General features: G+C 41.4%; 15 protein-coding genes. 8 read left to right on the top strand and 7 right to left on the bottom strand.

The window, feature by feature from the left end; genetic code table 11:
- Positions 1 to 207 precede the first annotated feature (207 nt).
- The 7 genes from recG to G3O08_RS10885 form a co-directional block, all read right to left on the bottom strand.
- On the bottom strand, positions 208 to 2,352 hold the full coding sequence (recG, locus tag G3O08_RS10915) for an ATP-dependent DNA helicase RecG (protein WP_163285404.1): 2,145 nt from the start codon (positions 2,350 to 2,352) through the stop codon (positions 208 to 210).
- A 120-nt stretch (positions 2,353 to 2,472) separates the two neighbouring features.
- The gene (locus G3O08_RS10910; protein ID WP_163285403.1) at positions 2,473 to 3,873 is read right to left on the bottom strand and encodes a pyruvate dehydrogenase complex dihydrolipoamide acetyltransferase; all 1,401 of its coding nucleotides are present in this window, start codon (positions 3,871 to 3,873) and stop codon (positions 2,473 to 2,475) included.
- A 6-nt stretch (positions 3,874 to 3,879) separates the two neighbouring features.
- Complete coding sequence (pdhA, locus tag G3O08_RS10905; protein WP_163285402.1) at positions 3,880 to 4,917, bottom strand: pyruvate dehydrogenase (acetyl-transferring) E1 component subunit alpha; 1,038 nt, start codon at positions 4,915 to 4,917, stop codon at positions 3,880 to 3,882.
- A gap of 280 nt (positions 4,918 to 5,197) precedes the next feature.
- A complete protein-coding gene (locus G3O08_RS10900; protein ID WP_163285401.1) occupies positions 5,198 to 7,924 on the bottom strand; it encodes a sodium-translocating pyrophosphatase in 2,727 nt (908 codons plus the stop codon).
- A 312-nt stretch (positions 7,925 to 8,236) separates the two neighbouring features.
- Positions 8,237 to 9,220 carry a pyruvate dehydrogenase complex E1 component subunit beta gene (locus G3O08_RS10895; protein ID WP_163285400.1) on the bottom strand — a complete coding sequence of 328 codons (984 nt, stop codon included), beginning with the start codon at positions 9,218 to 9,220 and terminating at the stop codon, positions 8,237 to 8,239.
- 374 nt (positions 9,221 to 9,594) lie between these two features.
- Positions 9,595 to 9,915: a type II toxin-antitoxin system RelE/ParE family toxin gene (locus G3O08_RS10890; RefSeq protein WP_163285399.1), complete on the bottom strand. Its 321-nt coding sequence runs from the start codon at positions 9,913 to 9,915 to the stop codon at positions 9,595 to 9,597.
- The gene (locus G3O08_RS10885; RefSeq protein ID WP_163285398.1) at positions 9,906 to 10,148 is read right to left on the bottom strand and encodes a hypothetical protein; all 243 of its coding nucleotides are present in this window, start codon (positions 10,146 to 10,148) and stop codon (positions 9,906 to 9,908) included. Before G3O08_RS10885 ends, G3O08_RS10890 begins: the two co-directional genes overlap by 10 nt.
- A 255-nt stretch (positions 10,149 to 10,403) precedes the next feature.
- Here G3O08_RS10885 and G3O08_RS10880 point away from each other — a divergent pair, with 255 nt between their 5' ends.
- The 8 genes from G3O08_RS10880 to G3O08_RS10845 all read left to right on the top strand — a co-directional run bounded on the left by G3O08_RS10880 (position 10,404) and on the right by G3O08_RS10845 (position 20,047).
- On the top strand, positions 10,404 to 11,144 hold the full coding sequence (locus G3O08_RS10880) for an electron transfer flavoprotein subunit beta/FixA family protein (protein WP_163285397.1): 741 nt from the start codon (positions 10,404 to 10,406) through the stop codon (positions 11,142 to 11,144).
- A 26-nt stretch (positions 11,145 to 11,170) separates the two neighbouring features.
- Positions 11,171 to 12,139 carry an electron transfer flavoprotein subunit alpha/FixB family protein gene (locus tag G3O08_RS10875; protein WP_163285396.1) on the top strand — a complete coding sequence of 323 codons (969 nt, stop codon included), beginning with the start codon at positions 11,171 to 11,173 and terminating at the stop codon, positions 12,137 to 12,139.
- A gap of 201 nt (positions 12,140 to 12,340) precedes the next feature.
- Positions 12,341 to 12,934 (top strand): bifunctional nuclease family protein, encoded by a 594-nt coding sequence (locus G3O08_RS10870; RefSeq protein WP_163285395.1) that lies wholly within the window; start codon positions 12,341 to 12,343, stop codon positions 12,932 to 12,934.
- 702 nt (positions 12,935 to 13,636) lie between these two features.
- Positions 13,637 to 14,950: a nucleoside permease gene (locus G3O08_RS10865; protein WP_163285394.1), complete on the top strand. Its 1,314-nt coding sequence runs from the start codon at positions 13,637 to 13,639 to the stop codon at positions 14,948 to 14,950.
- A gap of 179 nt (positions 14,951 to 15,129) precedes the next feature.
- The gene (locus G3O08_RS10860) at positions 15,130 to 15,924 is read left to right on the top strand and encodes a thymidylate synthase (RefSeq protein WP_163285393.1); all 795 of its coding nucleotides are present in this window, start codon (positions 15,130 to 15,132) and stop codon (positions 15,922 to 15,924) included.
- A 2-nt stretch (positions 15,925 to 15,926) separates the two neighbouring features.
- The gene (locus G3O08_RS10855) at positions 15,927 to 16,433 is read left to right on the top strand and encodes a dihydrofolate reductase (protein ID WP_163285392.1); all 507 of its coding nucleotides are present in this window, start codon (positions 15,927 to 15,929) and stop codon (positions 16,431 to 16,433) included.
- Between the two features lie 466 nt (positions 16,434 to 16,899).
- Positions 16,900 to 17,484 carry a hypothetical protein gene (locus G3O08_RS10850; protein WP_163285391.1) on the top strand — a complete coding sequence of 195 codons (585 nt, stop codon included), beginning with the start codon at positions 16,900 to 16,902 and terminating at the stop codon, positions 17,482 to 17,484.
- 64 nt (positions 17,485 to 17,548) lie between these two features.
- Positions 17,549 to 20,047 (top strand): PIG-L family deacetylase, encoded by a 2,499-nt coding sequence (locus tag G3O08_RS10845; RefSeq protein WP_163285390.1) that lies wholly within the window; start codon positions 17,549 to 17,551, stop codon positions 20,045 to 20,047.

Here is a 20,047-nt window from a genome sequence, read left to right as displayed (position 1 = left end):
GAGTAGCTGAAACCAAACATAATGGCTAAGCTCTTTTCCCTTATGAAATTTATCAACTCCAGAAAACTCTTGCGGAAATTCACTCTTCTAACACTAACATATCTTAAATAAATCCTGGCGACACGCCAGAGTAACAACAGCCTCGCGGGACGCGAGCCTGGGCGCGTGCCTGAAGCTTGCAGCTTGTAGCTTAAAGCTTGTAGCTAATTAAGAAATCCTACTCCAATTCGGTTTATTCTTCATAATATCAATCGCTTTTTTCCTTACCGGCAAATGTTTTTCCAACTTGAGATTAGGATCTTCTTCCAGAATATCCATAACGGTATTTCGGGCGTATTGCAGCACTTTTACATCGGTAACCAAATCGGCGAGTTTTAAACCGACGATTCCACTTTGCTGGGTACCCATCAAGTCGCCCGGGCCACGCAAGTTCAAATCTACTTCGGCAATTCTAAATCCATCATTTGTTTCGCACATCGTTTTCATACGGAGGCGCGCTTCAGAACTTAGCTTTACGTCTGTAGCCAACACACAGTATGATTGCTCGGCACCACGCCCCACCCTGCCGCGCAGCTGGTGCAATTGTGAAAGTCCAAATCGCTGCGCACTTTCAATAATCATGACCGATGCATTTGGCACGTTTACCCCAACTTCAATAACTGTTGTAGCCACCATAATCTGGGTTTCGCCTTTTACAAAGCGGTTCATTTCAAAATCCTTGTCAGCAGGTTTCATGCGGCCGTGTACAATGCTGATTTGATATTTTGGTGTTGGAAAACGACGGGCAATGCTTTCATACCCATCCATCAGGTCTTTCAAATCGAGCACCTTCGACTCTTCTATTAGGGGATAAACCACATAAATCTGCCTGCCGCGGCGAATCTGATCTTCCATAAAACCAAATATCCGCAGGCGTGCGTTGTCTTTTACATGCATGGTTTGCACGTCTTTTCTTCCCGGTGGTAGCTCGTCAATTACGCTAACATCGAGGTCGCCATAGAGCGTCATAGAAAGCGTGCGCGGAATAGGCGTAGCTGTCATGACCAAAATATGTGGTGGCCTTGTGTTTTTCTTCCAAAGTTTTGCGCGTTGCGCCACCCCAAATCGGTGTTGCTCATCAATGATAGCAAGACCCAGATTTTTGAATGTCACCTTGTCTTCAAGGAGCGCATGGGTGCCTATCAAAATATGCAGTTCGCCCGATGTGCAGGCTTCGTCTATTTCGCGTCGGCGCTTGGTTTTTACCGAACCTGTTAGCAAATCAATTTTGATATTCATCTCGCCCAGCAGCTCGCTAATAGTTTGATAGTGCTGCCCTGCCAAAATTTCGGTTGGTGCCATAATGCATGCCTGGAAACCATTGTCTATTGCGATTAGCGCAGCGAGCGCAGCCACAATCGTTTTTCCGCTACCCACATCGCCCTGAAGCAAGCGATTCATTTGAGTGCCGGACTTCATATCGCGACGCACTTCACGGAGCACGCGTTTCTGCGCATTGGTGAGCTCAAATGGCAAATGTTTTTCGTAAAATGTATTGAAATAGTCGCCTACATTTTCAAAAGTAAATCCCGAGACCTGCTTGGAGCGCAACTCTTTTTTCAGCAACAATTCCAGCTGGATATAAAATAACTCTTCAAATTTTAATCTGCGACTCGCCTGATTTATATCTGCCTGTGATTTTGGCCGGTGAATATCAATAATGGCTTTCTTTTTAGGAACCAGCACCAAGCTTTCGCGCAAATAATCAGGCAAGGTTTCTTCAACAGCCAACTCGGGTCGGCTAATAATATTTTCAATAATTTTTTCAATTCCTTTTGAGCTCAATCCTCTCTTGGTCAGCTTTTCGGTGGTACTGTAAATAGGCTGAAGGTACCCCTGGGGAATCCGGCTGTCAATGATTCGCTCCAGCTCGGGATGAACGACATTGAGATTGGACATAAAGTTCGTCACTTTGCCGTAAAGCATGTATTCATTTCCCGGAAGGAGATTTTCTTTCATCCATTTCACCCCTTTAAACCAAATGAGCTCTATGCTTCCGGTGCTATCGGTAAAGCTTCCGCGAAGGCGTTTTTTTACATTGGTGCCTTCTTCGCGCAGAGGGCCGAGAATTCCGCGTACCTGTCCAAAATCGTTGAGCGATCGCAAGTCTGCCAGAGTCATAATCTGCGAGCGGTCCACATATCTGAATGGATAATGCTCAAGCATATCGCCCACAGTTCTGATTCCCAGCTCGGCCGCAAGCAGCTCGGCCTTTACCGTGCCGGCGCCTTTAATGAATTCGAGCGAGTTATTTAAAAATGAAGTCAAAACCAGTAGTGAACCTTGAATTGGTAAAAATAAAAAAAGCCGCATGGTTGCGGCTCTTTTTAATCAATATTACTTCTTAAATGATGAAGCTTTCATTTCCGCGCGATGAATCTCGCGGCTTTTGGTCAAAAGCCAAACTCGAGTTCCGCGCGATAAATCGCGCGGCTACTCTGCGAGCATCATCACCGGGTTTTCCATATATCTTTTAAATGTATTCAAAAACTGTGAACCAACAGCGCCATCCACCACACGGTGATCGCAAGAAAGGGTAACTTTCATGGTATGACCTACCACAATTTGTCCTTTACGCACAACCGGTTTTTCAACAATTGTACCTATTGCCATAATGCAGGCATCGGGTGGATTGATAATAGCGGTAAACTCTTCAATTCCGTACATTCCCAGGTTAGAAACGGTAAAGGTATTGCCTTCCCAGTCTTTTGGTTGCAATTTTTTGCTGCGTGCCTTTCCGGCAAAATCAACCACTTCTTCGTTAATCTTCACCATCGACTTTTGATCAGCATGTCGAATAACCGGAACCAAAAGTCCCTCATCAACAGCCACAGCAACGCCAATATGCACGTGCTCATTGTGCCTGATTTTATCGCCCAGCCACGATGAATTCACTTTTGGGTTTTTCTTCAAGGCCGCTGCAACCGCTTTAATAACCATATCATTTATGGAAATTTTTGACGGCTCAATAGCTTCGTTTATGGCTTTGCGCGAAGACATGGCATTTTCCATATCAATTTCCATTGTGAGATAGAAATGCGGAGCGGTAAACTTGCTCTCTGCCAATCGTTTGGCAATGGTTTTACGCATTTGCGAAACCGTTTCTTCGGTATAGCTTTCTTTACCCGGCACGGACGCTGAAGCTGCTGATGCAGTCTTAGCAGATGGCTTAAAGTTTTCTACATCTTTCTTAATAATCCTTCCGCCGTCGCCGCTGCCCTGAACCTCAGAAATATCTATTCCCTTTTCAGAAGCAAGACGTTTGGCCAAGGGAGAAGCAATAATGCGCCCGTCGGATGACGATCGTTTTGTACTTTCAGAAGACTTATCTTCAGATTCTTTATCAGATTCTTCATCGGTATCTTTTTTAGACTTTTCAGCTTTTTCATCAGATTCCTCATCTTCAGAATCGTCATCTTCAGAGCCGTCTTTTTCAGAATCGTTTTTGGCTTTGTCTTTTTCAGATTCGGCAGATTCATCTTCAGATTGTGATTCAGACTTTTCCTTCTCTTCTTTATCTTCAGAATCTTCTTTTTTCTCTTTCTTCTTTGAATCCGTTTTTCCTTCACCCTCGAGCAAATCGGAAATATCCTCTCCTTTTTCGCCAAGGATAGCGAGTATGGAGTCAACAGGTGCAGAGTCACCTTTTTCAACACCGATATGCAGGAGCACACCATCCTGAAAAGATTCAAATTCCATGGTTGCTTTATCGGTTTCTATTTCGGCAAGCAAATCTCCGGATTCTACGTTATCGCCTACTTTTTTATGCCATTCAGCTACCACACCTTCTTCCATGGTGTCGCTAAGCTTGGGCATTCTAACTACTTCTGCCATGTAAACTTATTCTTTTATAAATGGGTAATCTTCTTGTGTATAAACATCTTCGTAAAGTTCCATTGGATCCGGATCTGGAGATTCGTCAGCAAATGTAACACTCGCATCAACTTGTTCTTTAATCTTTTTGTCCATTTTCTTAAAGTCTTCGTCAGTCATCCATTTTTGATCTTTAATAACCTTCTTCACTTCCGTAATCGGATCTTTGTCTTTATAAGATTCTACTTCTTCTTTTGTTCGGTATTTTGCCGGATCAGACATGGAGTGGCCTTTGTAACGATACGTTTTCATTTCCAAAAGAAAGGGCCCTTTACCTTCACGTGCGTGTTTGGCGGCTGTCGCAAAAGCTTCATGAACATCTTCGCAGCGCATAGCATCAACCGAAAGTGCAGGCATATCATAACTCTCGCCCAATTCGCTTAGATTTACGACATTAGACGTTCGAGCTACCGAAGTACCCATGGCGTAATTATTATTTTCAATTACATACACCACCGGAATTTTCCAGGTCATAGCCATATTAAAGGTTTCGTGCAAAATTCCCTGACGGGTAGCACCATCGCCCATAAAGCAATAGGTTACGTTCTTATCTCCGCGATACATATCCGCGAAAGCGATACCAGCACCCATAGCTATTTGCGCACCCACAATTCCGTGACCACCAAATAGATTTCGCTCCTTGTCAAACATGTGCATAGAACCACCTTTGCCTTTACTTAGGCCGGTAGTTTTTCCGTAAAGCTCTGCCATTACATATTTTGGGTCGGTGCCCAATGCAATGGGGTGCACGTGGTCGCGGTAAGCAGTAATTACTCTGTCGTTTTTATCCATTGCCGATACCATACCTGCAAGGATAGCTTCCTGACCAATATAGAGGTGGCAAAATCCACCAAATTTTTGTTGAATATAAAGCTGACCGCATTTCTCTTCAAAGCGGCGCATTAGAAGCATGCTCTCATACCACTTTAAATAAGTGGTTTTCGGAAACTTCGTTTTCTTAGCTGCGTCCGCCTTTTTTTGCGGCGTTTTTGTCTTCGTTGCCATAGTGTTTCAAATTCGATTGGCAAATATACAATGCAGAAATTAGAAAACATCCCAAAAGTTCAAAAGCGTTGCCTATTGTTGTTTATCAAATGGCGTTGCAGTTGGTTTTGCCTTTTGAACGAAGTGAATTGCGTGTACGGCGAATGGGAAATGAAATTAAAAACCCATATAAAAAATAAGGAGCAGCCCCGAAGAACTACTCCTTACACAGGCTGACATAAGCCGCCTTAAGCATTAAATATTTTAAAAGATGAGTTAGCTTTTTATCACCCAAATAGACTTAATGTTTTATCTCAAAACCGATTAAAACCTCGTCATAAATCATTTTATCACCCAGATCGCTAAAAAACTGACCTGAACGGTATTTTATATCGTAATCAGTTCTATCAAAGTCAAAAGCTCCGGTAATAACATTGTCATCTCCTCTCGCTATAACATCGTACACTCCACTTACTTTTTGCTTATTGCCTTTAATAGTAAGCTCTCCTTCAAAAACGTACGCACCCGTTCCGTCTTTTGAAGAATTGGTGATTTGGAATAATGAAGTTGGATATTGATCAACACCAAAAAAGTCTTCGCTCATTAAATGCGTGGTGAGTTTATCATTGTTTTCAGCGTCTTTCAAATCCAACACCTTAATAGACTCCATATCAATCTCAAACATTGCATCTATTAAAAGATTTTCTACCATTTCCACTTTACCTATGGCGTGAATGCTTCCATTGTGCTGGCCGGTAACTTTTTTAGCCACCCAGGTAAATGAACTGTTGCTTGGCGTAACCTCAAAACCATCAGTGATTGTTCTTTCATTTGAACTGCCATCGGTTCCAATAATAGAAGATTCGTTGTTGATCATTCCACCGTTAGCAGAATCTACAGCGATATGGGGAGCAATAATCAAAGCAACAATTGAGGTAAGTTTAATAAGGATATTCATAGAAGGCCCTGAAGTATCTTTGAATGGATCTCCAACAGTATCTCCGGTTACAGAAGCTTTGTGTGCTTCAGAACCTTTATATTCCATTTTACCATCTACCATTACTCCGGCTTCAAAAGATTTTTTGGCATTATCCCATGCACCACCGGCATTGTTTTGGAAAATCCCCATCAATACACCACTCACGGTAATACCTGCAAGTAAACCACCCAACATTTCGGCTGAAGACGTTTCAGGAAAAACCCCCAGAAAACCAAAACCAACCAATACGGGAGCAAGAATAGCAATAGCCCCCGGAAGAACCATTTCACGGATTGAAGCTTTGGTTGAAATATCAACACATTTTTCATATTCGGGAGTGGCAGTACCTTCCATTATTCCCGGAATTTCTTTAAACTGACGACGTACTTCCCGCACCATCGCCATAGCAGCGCGACCTACAGCCGAGATACAAAGCGATGAAAAGATAAATGGAATCATACCACCAACAAAAAGCATAGCCAAAACGGGCGCTTTGTAAATATCAATAGAGTCGATACCTGCAATACCCACAAAGGCGGCAAAAAGGGCAAGCGCTGTAAGTGCAGCAGATGCAATTGCAAATCCTTTTCCGGTAGCTGCAGTAGTATTTCCTACGGCATCAAGATTATCTGTTCGTCCGCGAACCTCTTCAGGCAAACCGCTCATTTCGGCAATACCACCCGCATTATCTGCTATAGGGCCAAACCCATCAATAGCCAGCTGCATAGCCGTGGTGGCCATCATACCAGCTGCTGCGATAGCAACACCATAAAGACCTGCGAAAGTGTAAGAAAAGATAATACCGGCAGCCAGAATAAGAATAGGAGCTACAGTAGATTGCATACCCATAGCCAAACCGCCGATAATATTTGTAGCGTGACCGGTAGATGATTGCTGAATAATGCTATTTACCGGACGCTTACCCATTGACGTATAAAACTCTGTAACCCAACTCATCAAGGCTCCTACTATAGAACCGACCAGAATAGCAAGGAATACATCTACATTTGTGAATTCATATCCGCGAAGGCTTAAAGTTTCGGGAAGCATCCAGGTAGTTAAAGGATAAGCAACCAGGACCACCATAATTATAGATGCCCAGTTACCGCGGTTAAGAGCGGCTTGCACCGAGCTGTTTTCGCCCGAAATACGCACAAGCCCCATAGCCAGAATAGAGAAAATAAGACCCAAACCAGCGATTACCATTGGCAAAAGTATGGGGGCCATACCGCCAAAATTATCATTGGAAGTCATTTCCTGACCCAAAACCATTGTAGCAAGAATTGTAGCTACGTATGAACCGAATAAGTCGGCGCCCATTCCGGCTACATCACCTACGTTGTCTCCAACATTATCTGCAATGGTGGCAGGATTTCGTGGATCATCTTCGGGAATACCCGCTTCAACTTTTCCAACAAGATCGGCACCAACATCGGCAGCTTTGGTATAGATACCACCACCTACACGCGCAAAAAGAGCAATAGACTCGGCTCCAAGAGAGAAGCCAGCCAAAACTTCGATGGCTGTTCTCATTTCAGGACCAGTCATTAATGCTCCTTCGGGAACAAAATAATGATACAATATAATGAAAAGCGATCCCATACCGAGTACAGCCAATCCGGCAACACCGAGACCGATTACAGAACCACCATTAAAAGAAACTTTCAATGCCTGAACCAAACTGGTACGGGCGGCTTGTGTAGTACGGACGTTGGTTTTTGTAGCAATGCGCATACCTATAAATCCGGCGAAAGCTGATAGTACCGCACCAATTACGAATGCAATGGCGATAATAGGGCTTGAATGCTCCACAAGAGTGCCTGAATAGGCGAGCAGCAATCCGGCAATAACAACGAAATACGTCATTACCTTCCATTCGGCTTTCAAAAATGCCATTGCTCCATCGGCAATGTATTTTGCTAATTGTGCCATTGAGGCATCACCCGCATCTTGCTTAGTTACCCAAGATGACTTAACGGCCATAACGATCAGGCCAATAATTCCCATGACCGGTATCAAATAGATCATGTTTTCGTACAAAAAGTTCATAATAGTTTTGTTAATTACCCATTTTAAAGGAGCGCAAAAATAGGAATAGATGAGATAGGTTGCAAATATAAGTTAGTGCCTGTCCAAAAAGTCCACTATCGGCGTTGCACTTGTCTTGAAAACAGTCATTGACAAGGGTCAACTCCTTGATTTTCAACCCTACGTGCGCCTTGCTATTGAACTTCTTGATCCAGTCACTTAATTTTAAAGACAGAATCTAGTTAAATTTTAATGCTTTACTTACAGATCGTTTTAGTAAAAAAAGGCATCCGCGAAAGAGCTGACTAAAGACTTAAATTAGTTGAAAAATTTTTATTTTGCTATGTACATCACTTCTTTAACCGCTTTTACAGTACGCTTCACATTTGGGAGTGCCTCTTCAATAAGTGGAATCGCAAAAGCAAAAGGTGTATCAGCCAAAGTAATTCGGTGAACAGGTGCATCCAGATAATCAAAAGCAAGACGTTGTACACGGTGAGATATCTCTGCAGAAACACCTGCGAATGGTACATCTTCATCTAAGATTACCAATCTATTGGTTTTCTTTACGCTTTGAATAATCGTGTCGATATCAAGCGGACGAATGGTGCGCAGATTGATAATCTCTACTTCTATTCCTTCGTTTTTAAGCACTTCGGCAGCTTCTAAAGCTACTTTCAGAATTTTTCCGTAACCAACAATTGTAACGTCCTTTCCTTTCTTCATCACTTCGGCTACACCGAGTGGAATGATGTATTCTCCTTCAGGAACTTCGCCTTTATCGCCATACATTTTTTCAGATTCCATAATAAGAACGGGATCGTTATCGCGAATGGCCGCCTTTAGCAAGCCTTTGGCATCGTATGGGGTAAATGGAGTAGCTACTTTAAGTCCTGGAATATGCGCGTACATAGCCTCAAAGCTTGATGAGTGCGTGGCAGCAAGTTGTCCGGCAGGGCCGTTTGGACCACGAAAAACAATAGGCACATTAAATTGGCCACCGCTCATTTGCAGCATTTTTGCAGCCGAATTAATAATTTGATCAGCGGCAAGAACAGCGAAGTTCCAGGTCATAAATTCTATTATTGGTCTAAGGCCGTTCATTGCAGCACCTACGCCAATACCTGTAAAACCGAGTTCACTAATTGGGGTATCGATAACGCGTTTTGGGCCAAACTCATCGAGCATACCTTTACTCGCTTTGTAGGCACCATTGTATTCAGCGACTTCTTCGCCCATCAAAAACACGCGGTCGTCATTGCGCATTTCTTCGCTCATGGCTTCGTTAACCGCTTCTCTGAATTGTATTTCTCTCATGATTTCTTTTTGAGTGGGAGCAAAATTAGAAATTATATTCTATTAACCGGATTAATGTTTTATGCATTAGCCAATGATTATTGATTCCTGCTGAATGCTTTCTTACCGGATTGAGCATATTAGTGGCAGTAATATTATTGAGAGCAGGAATACATGTTGTTTCATTCCTTCTCCCTTTTCTCTTTCGTATTTTAATAAAACTGAATTTGGTTGGTTGTTTTTAATGGTGTTCCTTAATTTAAAAATGTTTTCACTATAATGCATTAATTATCAAGCCTTAAATTTATATCATTGAGTATGCATTCCAAATGAGTTTAAGAGAGAAGAATCGGATGATTTTATAAAGAGTTTAGAAGTTTAATTGATACTGATCCCTAAATAGTCCTCTTGATTTTTTCAGGATATTGCCGAACATCAAAAACATCAACAATCTCAATTCTATTTTCTTCCGAATTAACCCAATAGATAATTTTATGATGGTTTCGGTACACTAAGTATCTAAATCCTTCCACTTTACCCGCAAGTAGTTCTTCTAATTGACCTATTTCCGGGTGTGTTTTTAATATCTCTGGTTCATCTAATATCTCATTAACAATCTTATAGGCAACACGATAACTTGCTATATCATTATAGTACTTGAAAATTCTTTGAAGCTCACTTTCTGCAAATTCCGTCCAAAATAATTCTAAGTCCATTTTTTGATTCTTTCCTTAAGATCACTTGCTTTTATTAAACGTCCTTCTGAAGAATCCTTCATCGATTTGTCAATTCTATCGTGGAATTCCTGAACTGACATGGGGGTGAAGTCATCCTCTGATGGATGTTTATTAATACTGCCCAATATTTTTTCAAGAAGAGAAATTACTTCCTCATCATTTACTTTTAAAAACTCTTGAATAAATACTATTTTCCTTGATTGAATATCCATTTAAATTGATCTTTAATCAAAGTTACATCATTTTTAGCTAAAATCAGAATCCCGTATATTCTGATTGGTTTAGTTTCAGACAACATTGGCAAGCCTTATTTTAACATCTCCTAATTCAATCAAATGCAACATTCACCTTGCTAATTTGTTATGCATGCATACCTTTGTAGAAATACAAAAAACTTCATAGCAAGAGTTCACCGCATAAATCTTACTTTTGTGCTCTTAAATGAACTCCGACAAAAAATATATACCATGAAAATACTAGTATGTATCAGCAAAGCCCCGGATACCACAACCAAAATTAGCTTTACTGACAATAACACAAAGTTTAATGAAGATAAAGTTCAATTTATTGTTAATCCTTATGATGAGTGGTACGCGCTTGTGCGCGGACTTGAGCTTAAAGAAAAAGCCGGCGGAACTGTAACAACCATTACTGTTGGCGGTGCTGATCACGATCCGATTATTCGCAAGGCACTCGCCATTGGAGCAGACGGCGCAGTACGTGTAAACGCCGATGCCGGAGATGCCTACTTTACAGCAAAACAAATCGCCGAATATGCTAAAGACAAAGGGTTTGACCTTATCCTAACCGGAAAGGAAACCATTAATTACAATGGGGCACAGGTAGGTGGAATGATAGCCGAATTACTTGGTCAGCCTTACGTTTCTATAGCCAGCAAGCTTGAGGTAGAAGGACAAACAGCAACGCTTGAACGCGATATTCAAGGTGGAGTTGAAGTAGTGGAAGGACCGCTGCCAATGGTAGTTAGCTGCGCCAAAGGAATGGCAGAACAACGCATTCCAAATATGCGTGGTATTATGGCTGCCCGCACCAAACAGCTTGAGGTTATTGAGCCTGCAGAAGTAAAATCGCTTACTGAAACCGTAAGCTTTACCCTTCCGCCCGAAAAAGGTTCGGTAAAACTAATCGATCCTGATAATATGGACGAATTGGTAGAGCTGCTTCACAACGAAGCCAAAGTAATTTAAGAACCCGCAAAAGAAAATTTAAAGATATGTCTATACTCGTATTTGCAGATGCCCCAAAAGGCAAAATTGCCAAAGCAGCTTATGAAGCTGTGTATTACGGAAAACAAATAGCCGATAAAAGTTCATCTACCGTTACGGTTTTAACCTATGGTGATGTGTCTGACTCTGATCTTGCCGCTTTAGGTAATTATGGAGCAACCAAAGTATTGGTTAATAAAAATATAAAAGAAGACAACGACGAGCAGCTCACCGCAATGGGTGCTGCGGCTGTAGAGAAAGAAGGAGCAAAAGTGATCATTTTCTCTTTCGATCCGTTGGGTAAAAGTTTGGCTCCTCGCTTATCTGCCCGCCTGCAAGCAGGTTTGGTTACAGGTGCTACAGAACTTCCCGAGATGGATGGCGATAACTTTACTGTTACAAAAAGTGTTTTCTCCGGTAAGGCATTTTCAAAAAATGCCATAAAGACAGAAATCAAGATTATATCGCTAATGCCAAATAGCATTAAGCCGGTAAAAGGTGGCGAAACTGCTCAGGTAGAAAGTTTTACTCCAGATGCTGCTGAGGGAAAAATCAAAGTAAAAGAAATGAAAATGGATAGTGGAGACGGAATTCCACTTCCCGAAGCAGATTTAGTTGTCTCGGCCGGTCGTGGCCTGAAGGGGCCGGAAAATTGGGGTATTGTAGAAGATTTGGCCAAAGCACTCGGTGCAGCCACTGCCTGCTCGCGCCCGGTAGCCGATATGGATTGGCGCCCCCACCATGAGCACGTTGGGCAAACAGGTATTGCCATCAGACCAAACTTGTACATTGCTGCTGGAATATCCGGTGCAATCCAGCATTTGGCCGGTGTGAATAATAGTCAAACTATCGTTGTAATCAATACCGACCCTGAAGCGCCGTTCTTTAAAGCTGCTGATTATGGCGTAGTTGGAGATGCTTTTGAAGTACTTCCGCGACTGACCGCAGCCGTGAAAAAATTTAAGGCCAATAACTAATCAAATTTTTTCCTTAATTTAGATATTTCATTTTCGATCCATATCTGTTCTTCTTTTTTTTACGAATGAAGAACATTTTGGATTTTTAAATGGCTATTCCGTAAGAAAGCAAAGCCTATATTTTGAATTGGCATAAATCGAAATTAGCTTTGCACTTGCAAATTAGTAAAATAAATTTGAAAACAGTCTCTACACTGCTGAATGGATAAAATTGAACTCAAAGTAGTCGGTCTCTCCTACAGCCAAACCCAAACGGGAGCCTACGCGCTTATTCTGAAAGAGAAAAGTGGTAACAGAAGGCTGCCTATTATTATTGGTGGTGCGGAAGCACAGGCTATAGCAATTCCCTTGGAAAAGATGACTCCCAGCCGTCCGCTGACGCACGATCTTTTTAAGAGCTTTCTCGATAGTTTTGATATTGTAATGCATGAAGTAGTCATTTACAATTTGGTAGAAGGAATATTTTTTGCGAAGATTATTTGTTCGCAAGGAGCTAAAAATCTGGAGATTGATGCACGCTCGAGCGATGCGGTTGCAATTGCTCTGAGATGTGAAAAACCCATTTACACCCATGACTTTATTCTGGGATCAGCCGGTATAATTATTGACGAAGAAGATGAGGGAGCTGAAGATGAGACCAGTAACTTCTCTATGGAAGAAGTATCGGAGCTCGATGCAGGTGAAGCTGACACTCTTGCCGACTTAGAAAAACAATTAGAATTAGCCTTGGAGAGGGAAGATTACGAAAAAGCTTCAAAATTGCGCGACGAATTGAAGAAGCGCAAGAAGAAATAGGCAATTTGCAATAGGCAACTTAGTGCAACGATCTCATGACCGTAGGGAGTAATAGGCAACTTAGTGCAACGATTCATGACCGTACTAATCTCTACACACATCTTTTTGCTTTAAATCAATTTGGGTTAGTATAATAGTGGTTGAAATTGCAAGAATAATTACATAAATATCTTTTTTTTAAAAACATCAAACAACTATTTATCAATGCTTACGCGCGCCACAACTTTAAAAGGAGTTTCCGCCGCACACATCAACGTTCCGTAAAAAGACTTATTCTAGGAATGCCTAGAAAGCTTTAAAAATGAGACAACTACTTATTTTGGATAAGGTGAGCGGTGACCTCCCTTTAGGGTTGGGGCGCGGGAAGGGGTTAAGAAGCAGGTGTTTGGTAGTTTGAAATTCTTATAGTTTAACTTTCATTCACGATGTGTGTAGAGATTAGATGACCGTAGGGCCATATAGGCAAGGATGATAGGCTCCAATAGGCAGCTCCAACCTACAACAACTGCGTGATCCTGAACTTTTTTCAGCATCCAACATCATTCTTCCGCCTCAGCCCATAAGGGAAGCACGCCATCCAACCTCCAACATCCATCTTCCAACATCAGAATAAAAAACGTTTGTTATTCTTAACTCAATTGGTTTATCTTTCCTCTTTTTTTTGATCCACTTTATTTCAAACCACTATCTATTTCATCACTTATGAGTCTTAAGCTTCGTCTTATCATAATGAACTTTCTACAATTTTTTGTGTGGAGTTCCTGGCTAATTACTATTGGTGCTTATTGGTTTCAAACATTGCCAAATTTATATCCGGTTTTAGACCCGATCACCAAGGTATCGGTATGGACAGGTTCTGCCTTTGGTGCACTTTTTTCTACCATGGGCATTGCTTCGCTATTTATGCCTGCACTCTTAGGTATTATTGCTGATAAGTGGGTCAATGCTGAAAAACTATATGGTATTGCACATATTCTGGGAGCTGTAGTTCTTTTTTCACTTCCATTGATTCAAGATCCCGTTACCCTCTTTTGGGTAATGCTATTAAACATGTGTTTCTACATGCCAACAATTTCTTTGTCCATTGCAATAGCTTATTCCGCATTAAAAAAAGCAGGGAAAGATGTGGTAATAGATTATCCGCCAATCAGGGTGTGGGGAACAATTGGATTTATTGCTGCACTTTGGACGGTGAGCTTATTGCATTATGAGACTTCTGCCAATCAATTTTATATTGCTTCGGGGGCGGCTTTGTTACTGGGATTATATGCTTTTACACTGCCCAAATGTCCTCCGCTACTCAATCGTGCAAAAGCTACTTCCACATTAGAAGCGCTTGGACTCTCGGCCTTTTCTCTATTTAAAGAAAAGAAGATGGCGATCTTTTTCATGTTTGCATTATTACTCGGAGCAGCACTCCAATTGACTAATGCTTATGGTGATACCTTTTTACATGACTTTGCTTCTGTAGACAAATACAAGGATTTGATTGCAGTGAAATATCCGGCCATCATCATGTCTATTTCTCAAATTTCTGAAACACTATTTATCCTAGCCATTCCATTCTTTCTAAAAAGATTTGGCATTAAAAAGGTGATGCTCTTCAGTATGTTTGCCTGGGTATTGAGGTTTGGCTTATTCGCTTATGGCAACCCCGGCGATGGGTTATGGATGATCATATTGTCATGCATCGTGTACGGTATGGCATTTGATTTTTTCAATATTTCGGGTTCTCTTTTTGTAGAAACACAAAGTGATTCAAGCATTAGAGCAAGTGCTCAAGGTTTATTTATGATGATGACCAATGGGTTTGGAGCCATATTGGGAAGTGCAGTGAGTGGATATGTGATAGAAGAATTTTTCACCAACCCCGATAGAAGCAAAGACTGGACAGGAATATGGCTTTCATTTGCAGGCTACTCCTTGGTTGTCGCTCTTTTATTTATGGTGTTGTTTAAACACAAACACAGGCCAAAAGAAATTAGGGAAAGTGCACTTATGGAATCACTTGTGTAGGAGAAATAATTTTAAAAAAGCTTTAAGCCGTAAGCTTCAGGCTTCAAGGTGACTTGCGGCTAATTCAAGTCTTGCAGCTTTCGGCTTGCAGCTTGAAGCTCAAAACAACTTGTCAAATCTTATTAACATGGCTTCGTCTTGAGGCCTGCTTTCTTTATTTTTGGGCAAATTAAATTTTCATGCAAGCTTATCTCAACATGCTCACCCACATTATGAAAAATGGTGTGGACAAGCCCGATAGAACCGGAACCGGAATCAGAAGCGTTTTTGGTTATCAAATGCGGTTTGATCTTTCGGAAGGTTTTCCGATGGTTACTACCAAAAAACTCCATTTGCGCAGTATCATCCATGAGCTTCTTTGGTTTTTGAAAGGCGATACAAACATTGCTTATTTAAAAGAAAACGGTGTTAAAATCTGGGATGATTGGGCTGACGAAAATGGCGATCTTGGCCCCGTGTATGGCTATCAATGGCGCAGCTGGCCGGCACCTAACGGTGAGCATATCGACCAGATTTCTAAACTTATTGAGAACATCAAATCAAATCCATACAGCCGCCGTCACATCGTAACTGCCTGGAATCCGGCATTGGTAGATGATATGGCTCTTCCACCCTGCCATTCACTTTTCCAATTTTATGTAGCCGATGGAAAATTAAGTTGCCAGCTTTATCAACGCAGTGCTGACACTTTTCTTGGTGTTCCGTTTAATATTGCCTCTTACGCTCTGCTTACGCTAATGGTAGCCCAGGTTTGCAACTTAAAACCGGGCGATTTTGTACATTCCTTTGGCGATGCACATATTTACTCCAATCATTTTGAGCAGGTCAAAGAACAGCTTTCGCGAAGTCCGAGACATTTGCCACAAATGAAAATTAACCACAAGGTTGCCAATATTTTCGATTTTAAGTTTGAAGATTTTGAATTGGTTAATTACGATCCATTGCCTACCATTAAAGCACCAATAGCCGTTTAAGAATGATTGTAACTATTGTTGCCGCTGTCGCGGAAAATCAAGCTATTGGGAAAGACAATGATCTAATTTGGAATCTACCGGATGATATGGCGTTTTTTAAAGAAAAAACACGTGGGAAACCGGTTATTATGGGTCGTAAAAACTATGAATCAATTCCCGAAAAATACCGACCGCTTCCAGGCAGGGAGAATATCGTTATAACCCGAAAAAAAGACTACACTGCGCCCGGGTGCAAAGTGGTAAACAGTATTGAACAAGCCATAGAACACTGCCGTAATAAAGAAGAAATTTGTGTAATAGGCGGAGGTGAAATATACAAACTCGCTCTGGAAAAAGACCTGATAGACCGTATGTATATCACTGAAATTCACACAGCGTTTGATGCCGATGCCTTTTTTCCGGAATTTGACAAAAGCGATTGGGATGAAGAAATTCTTGGTGAGCACGGCATAGACGCTAAACACGCTTATTCATTTACATTTAAAATTTATAGGCGGAATAAAAAATAGCGTTACCCATTGCAACATCCCAAATGTGCCTATTTCTATGTGGTGAAAACAAAGAAATATTTAACCACAAAACCGACTAATCTTTTTATACAAATATTTATAAGCTTCTGAACTCATGTAAAAATGTGTAGAATTCTATTGTAAATCAATTCCCAAGCGCGCCCCTGCCAGGGGCGCGCGAAAGCATTATTTGGAAATACTTAGAGAACCTAATTGTAATCATCGAAATTTTTACAGTCGATTTGTAAGGAGATCAGCATATCCATTGGCTCATAGATGCTTGAAGTAAAGACAGGATTACGTTTCTTCCGACATTTTACATCAACGGCCTCAGAATGACTATTTTTTTCAACGACCGTAAAACATTTTTGTACCCAACACGTTCTAAAATTGATCCGTTAACAAAAATTATAATGATATTTGGATATGTCCAAAAGATAATGTATTTTTAGCGATCATTAACAAAATGAAAAAACAAGTTAGTCATATCATCTTCTTCAGCCTCGCTTCTCTTCTTCTGGTTTCAGCCGGAATACTGGGAATCAATGGATTGAATAGCGATTTCTCGAAAAGTGAGGAGATTGCAGAGCATAATTTATTGCTTGATGAGCCCGCTGTTCAGCATGTTTTAGACACTGTCCGCTTCTGCGAAGAGCCGTGTTATGAGTTTCATCAGCTTGAATCTACTCAGGAAGATGATACTCAAATTGATGTTTTGAGTAAAACCGTTGTGAGAGTCGAAAATAAAAATGGCGACTTTGAAGATATCGACAACGTTTCAATTAAAACATGCCCAGCCAATAAGTCGCTGAACATAATGATTGAAAAATACACGCTTAAGCGAAAAATGATTAATAGCAATGCATCATTCTTCGTTACCATGGAGTCTTTTAATACCCGCATTGAACGCTCAGACATTTTTGGAATTGATATCGAAACAAATCCCGGATTTGAAACATCGCTAAATGCAGATCAAATCCAACAAATTAAATCTTTCTGTGCTGACGAGGCTATTTTCAAGTCCTACGCGCAGATTTCTCGACCACTTTAAGATATCTTAAAGGTTCACTCTATTTCTTCTCGTTATATTTGCCGCTTAACTCGTACTTTTAAAAATGAGAATTTCGCTAACGGCAATTTTTGCTTTATCCCTTTCCTGGTTATTCGGTCAGTTTCCAACCACGTACACTTCTTCAGAACTTTATCATCAATTAGAAAAACTTAATACTGGCGCCAGTGTATTGTATCTCGCTGCCCATCCCGATGATGAAAACACCAGATTGATTTCCTATTTCGAAAACAAACAACATGTGCGTACCGCGTACATGTCGCTAACACGTGGAGATGGAGGTCAAAATTTGATCGGTACAGAAATAGGACCGGGAATTGGTATTTTGAGAACCCAGGAATTACTGGCAGCCCGAAAAATAGATGGTGGCGAACAATTCTTCTCACGTGCAGTTGATTTTGGTTATTCTAAATCGGCTGAAGAAACTTTTGAGAAATGGGGCAAAGAAAACATTCTTGCTGATGTGGTCTTCATAATCAGAAAATTCAGACCCGACGTAATCATTACCCGGTTTCCACCGTCAAATTACGCAGGTCACGGACATCATGAGGCAAGTGCCGTGCTGGCCGAAGAAGCTTTTGATCTGGCTGCTGATCCCGATGCTTTTCCGGAACAGCTAAGTGCAGTAGAAGTATGGCAACCAAAAAGATTGTATTTCAACACCAGTTCGTGGTGGATAAAAGATTTGGAAGAGCAAGCCAAAAATTCAGACGAGTTTCTAACGATTGATGTGGGCGAATACAACAGCCTACTTGGCGAAAGCTACGCCCAAATTGCCTCTCGCAGCAGAAGCCAGCACCAAAGTCAGGGATTTGGTACAGACTTTCCGTATGGCACGAATATCGAATACATTAAATATGTAAAAGGCGATAAAGTAATTCCAGGGGGCGAAATACTCGATGGAATTGGCAATGATTGGTCGCGTTACGACGCCAGTGATATCGGCAGTTTAATCGACGAAGCAATTAAAAACTTTGATCCCTTAAATCCTTCGGCCACAGCCGGTACCCTCGCCAAAGCTGGGAAAATAATGAACAGCAAAAAGAAAACTCCGTTTTTCATTCAAAAACAAAAAGAGCTGAACGATTTATTGCTTCATATGCTGGGTGTGTCAATTGAGTTCAATACTGATAAAATGCTTGTCGTGCCTGGGCAGGATGTATTTGCACGTATTGATATTGTAAACCCGGGCGCTAGTTCGCTTACTCTTAAGAAAGCAGTATACCAGAATAAAGAAATTTTGGGTGAAGCAAATTTGGTGAACAACGTTCTTTTCTCAGAAGAAGTGAAATTGCACCTTGAAGAAAATGCCGAATTGAGCAACCCTTACTGGCTTAACGAGCCATTTGAAAACATCTATTTAGTGAATGACTATTCCCTTTTGGGAAATCCACAAAACGCTCCTTCCGTATTCGCAGACCTATTCTTTGAAAAAGACGGTTACACCTTTTCGGTGAATGTGCCTGTTAAGGAGAAAATTATTGATCCGGCAAAAGCCGTAATTTTCAATCCTACTTATATCGTTCCGCGTGTGACTTTCAATTTCTCTGAAAATGTAAACATTGCCGCAGGCAACGACTATCGAACGGTACAGATTACTGCAACAAATCATGGTGAAGCATTTAGCGGTGAGGTTCAGCTCAATTTACCGAAAGGCTGGGAAGCCGCTCCCACAAGCGTATCTCTCGATTTGGAAGGAGCAGGAAATGCGAAAATCATTAATTTCGATGTGCGCGCTATAGCTGGAGCGCAGAGTGGTAAAGCTTCATTAAGCGTAATCAAATCTGACAAAACCTTGAGAAAGCCTGCTATGAGTCTTGAAATAATAGATTACGATCATATTCCTGCTCAGATTATTTTGAAACCTGCTATTATTGACCTCGTTCCCATCGACTTAAAGACCGGTGATGTGCAATTAGTTGGATATATAGACGGCCCTGGCGATGATGTTGCTAAATATCTCGGTGCAGCCGGCTATAAAGTAGAACATATAAACGCAGATGATTTGCGAAGTGGAAATTTGAGCAGGTTTGATGCCATTGTAACAGGTATTCGGGCTTTTAACACCCGCGATGATCTGGGATTTGACAATGATAACCTTAATGCGTACGTAGAGGCCGGTGGCATCTGGTTGGTGCAGTACAACACAAATCGGGGATTGAAATCTGATAAAATTGGCCCCTACCCGTTTACAATTACACGTGAGCGTGTAACAGACGAAAATGCAGTGGCTAGTATGTTGCTTCCGGATCACGCCCTAATGAACTATCCGAATAAAATTACCCAAGCCGATTTTGACAATTGGGTGCAGGAGCGCGGTCTCTATTTTGCTGCCGACTGGGATCCGAAATTCCAAGCTCTTATCTCATGGAACGATAGTGGTGAACCAGCTCGTGACGGGGGTTTAATTGTAGCTCCACATGGAAGCGGATATTTTGTTTATTCCGGCATTTCTTTTTTCCGCCAGCTCCCCGCAGGCGTGCCCGGCGCATATCGCCTCTTGGCTAACATTTTGGCGTTAGGCAGTCAAGACCCAAAAAACTGA

This window comes from Cryomorpha ignava (genome assembly GCF_010686655.1).
Lineage (GTDB): Bacteria > Bacteroidota > Bacteroidia > Flavobacteriales_D > Cryomorphaceae > Cryomorpha > Cryomorpha ignava.
This window is presented reverse-complemented; position numbering and strand designations above follow the sequence as displayed.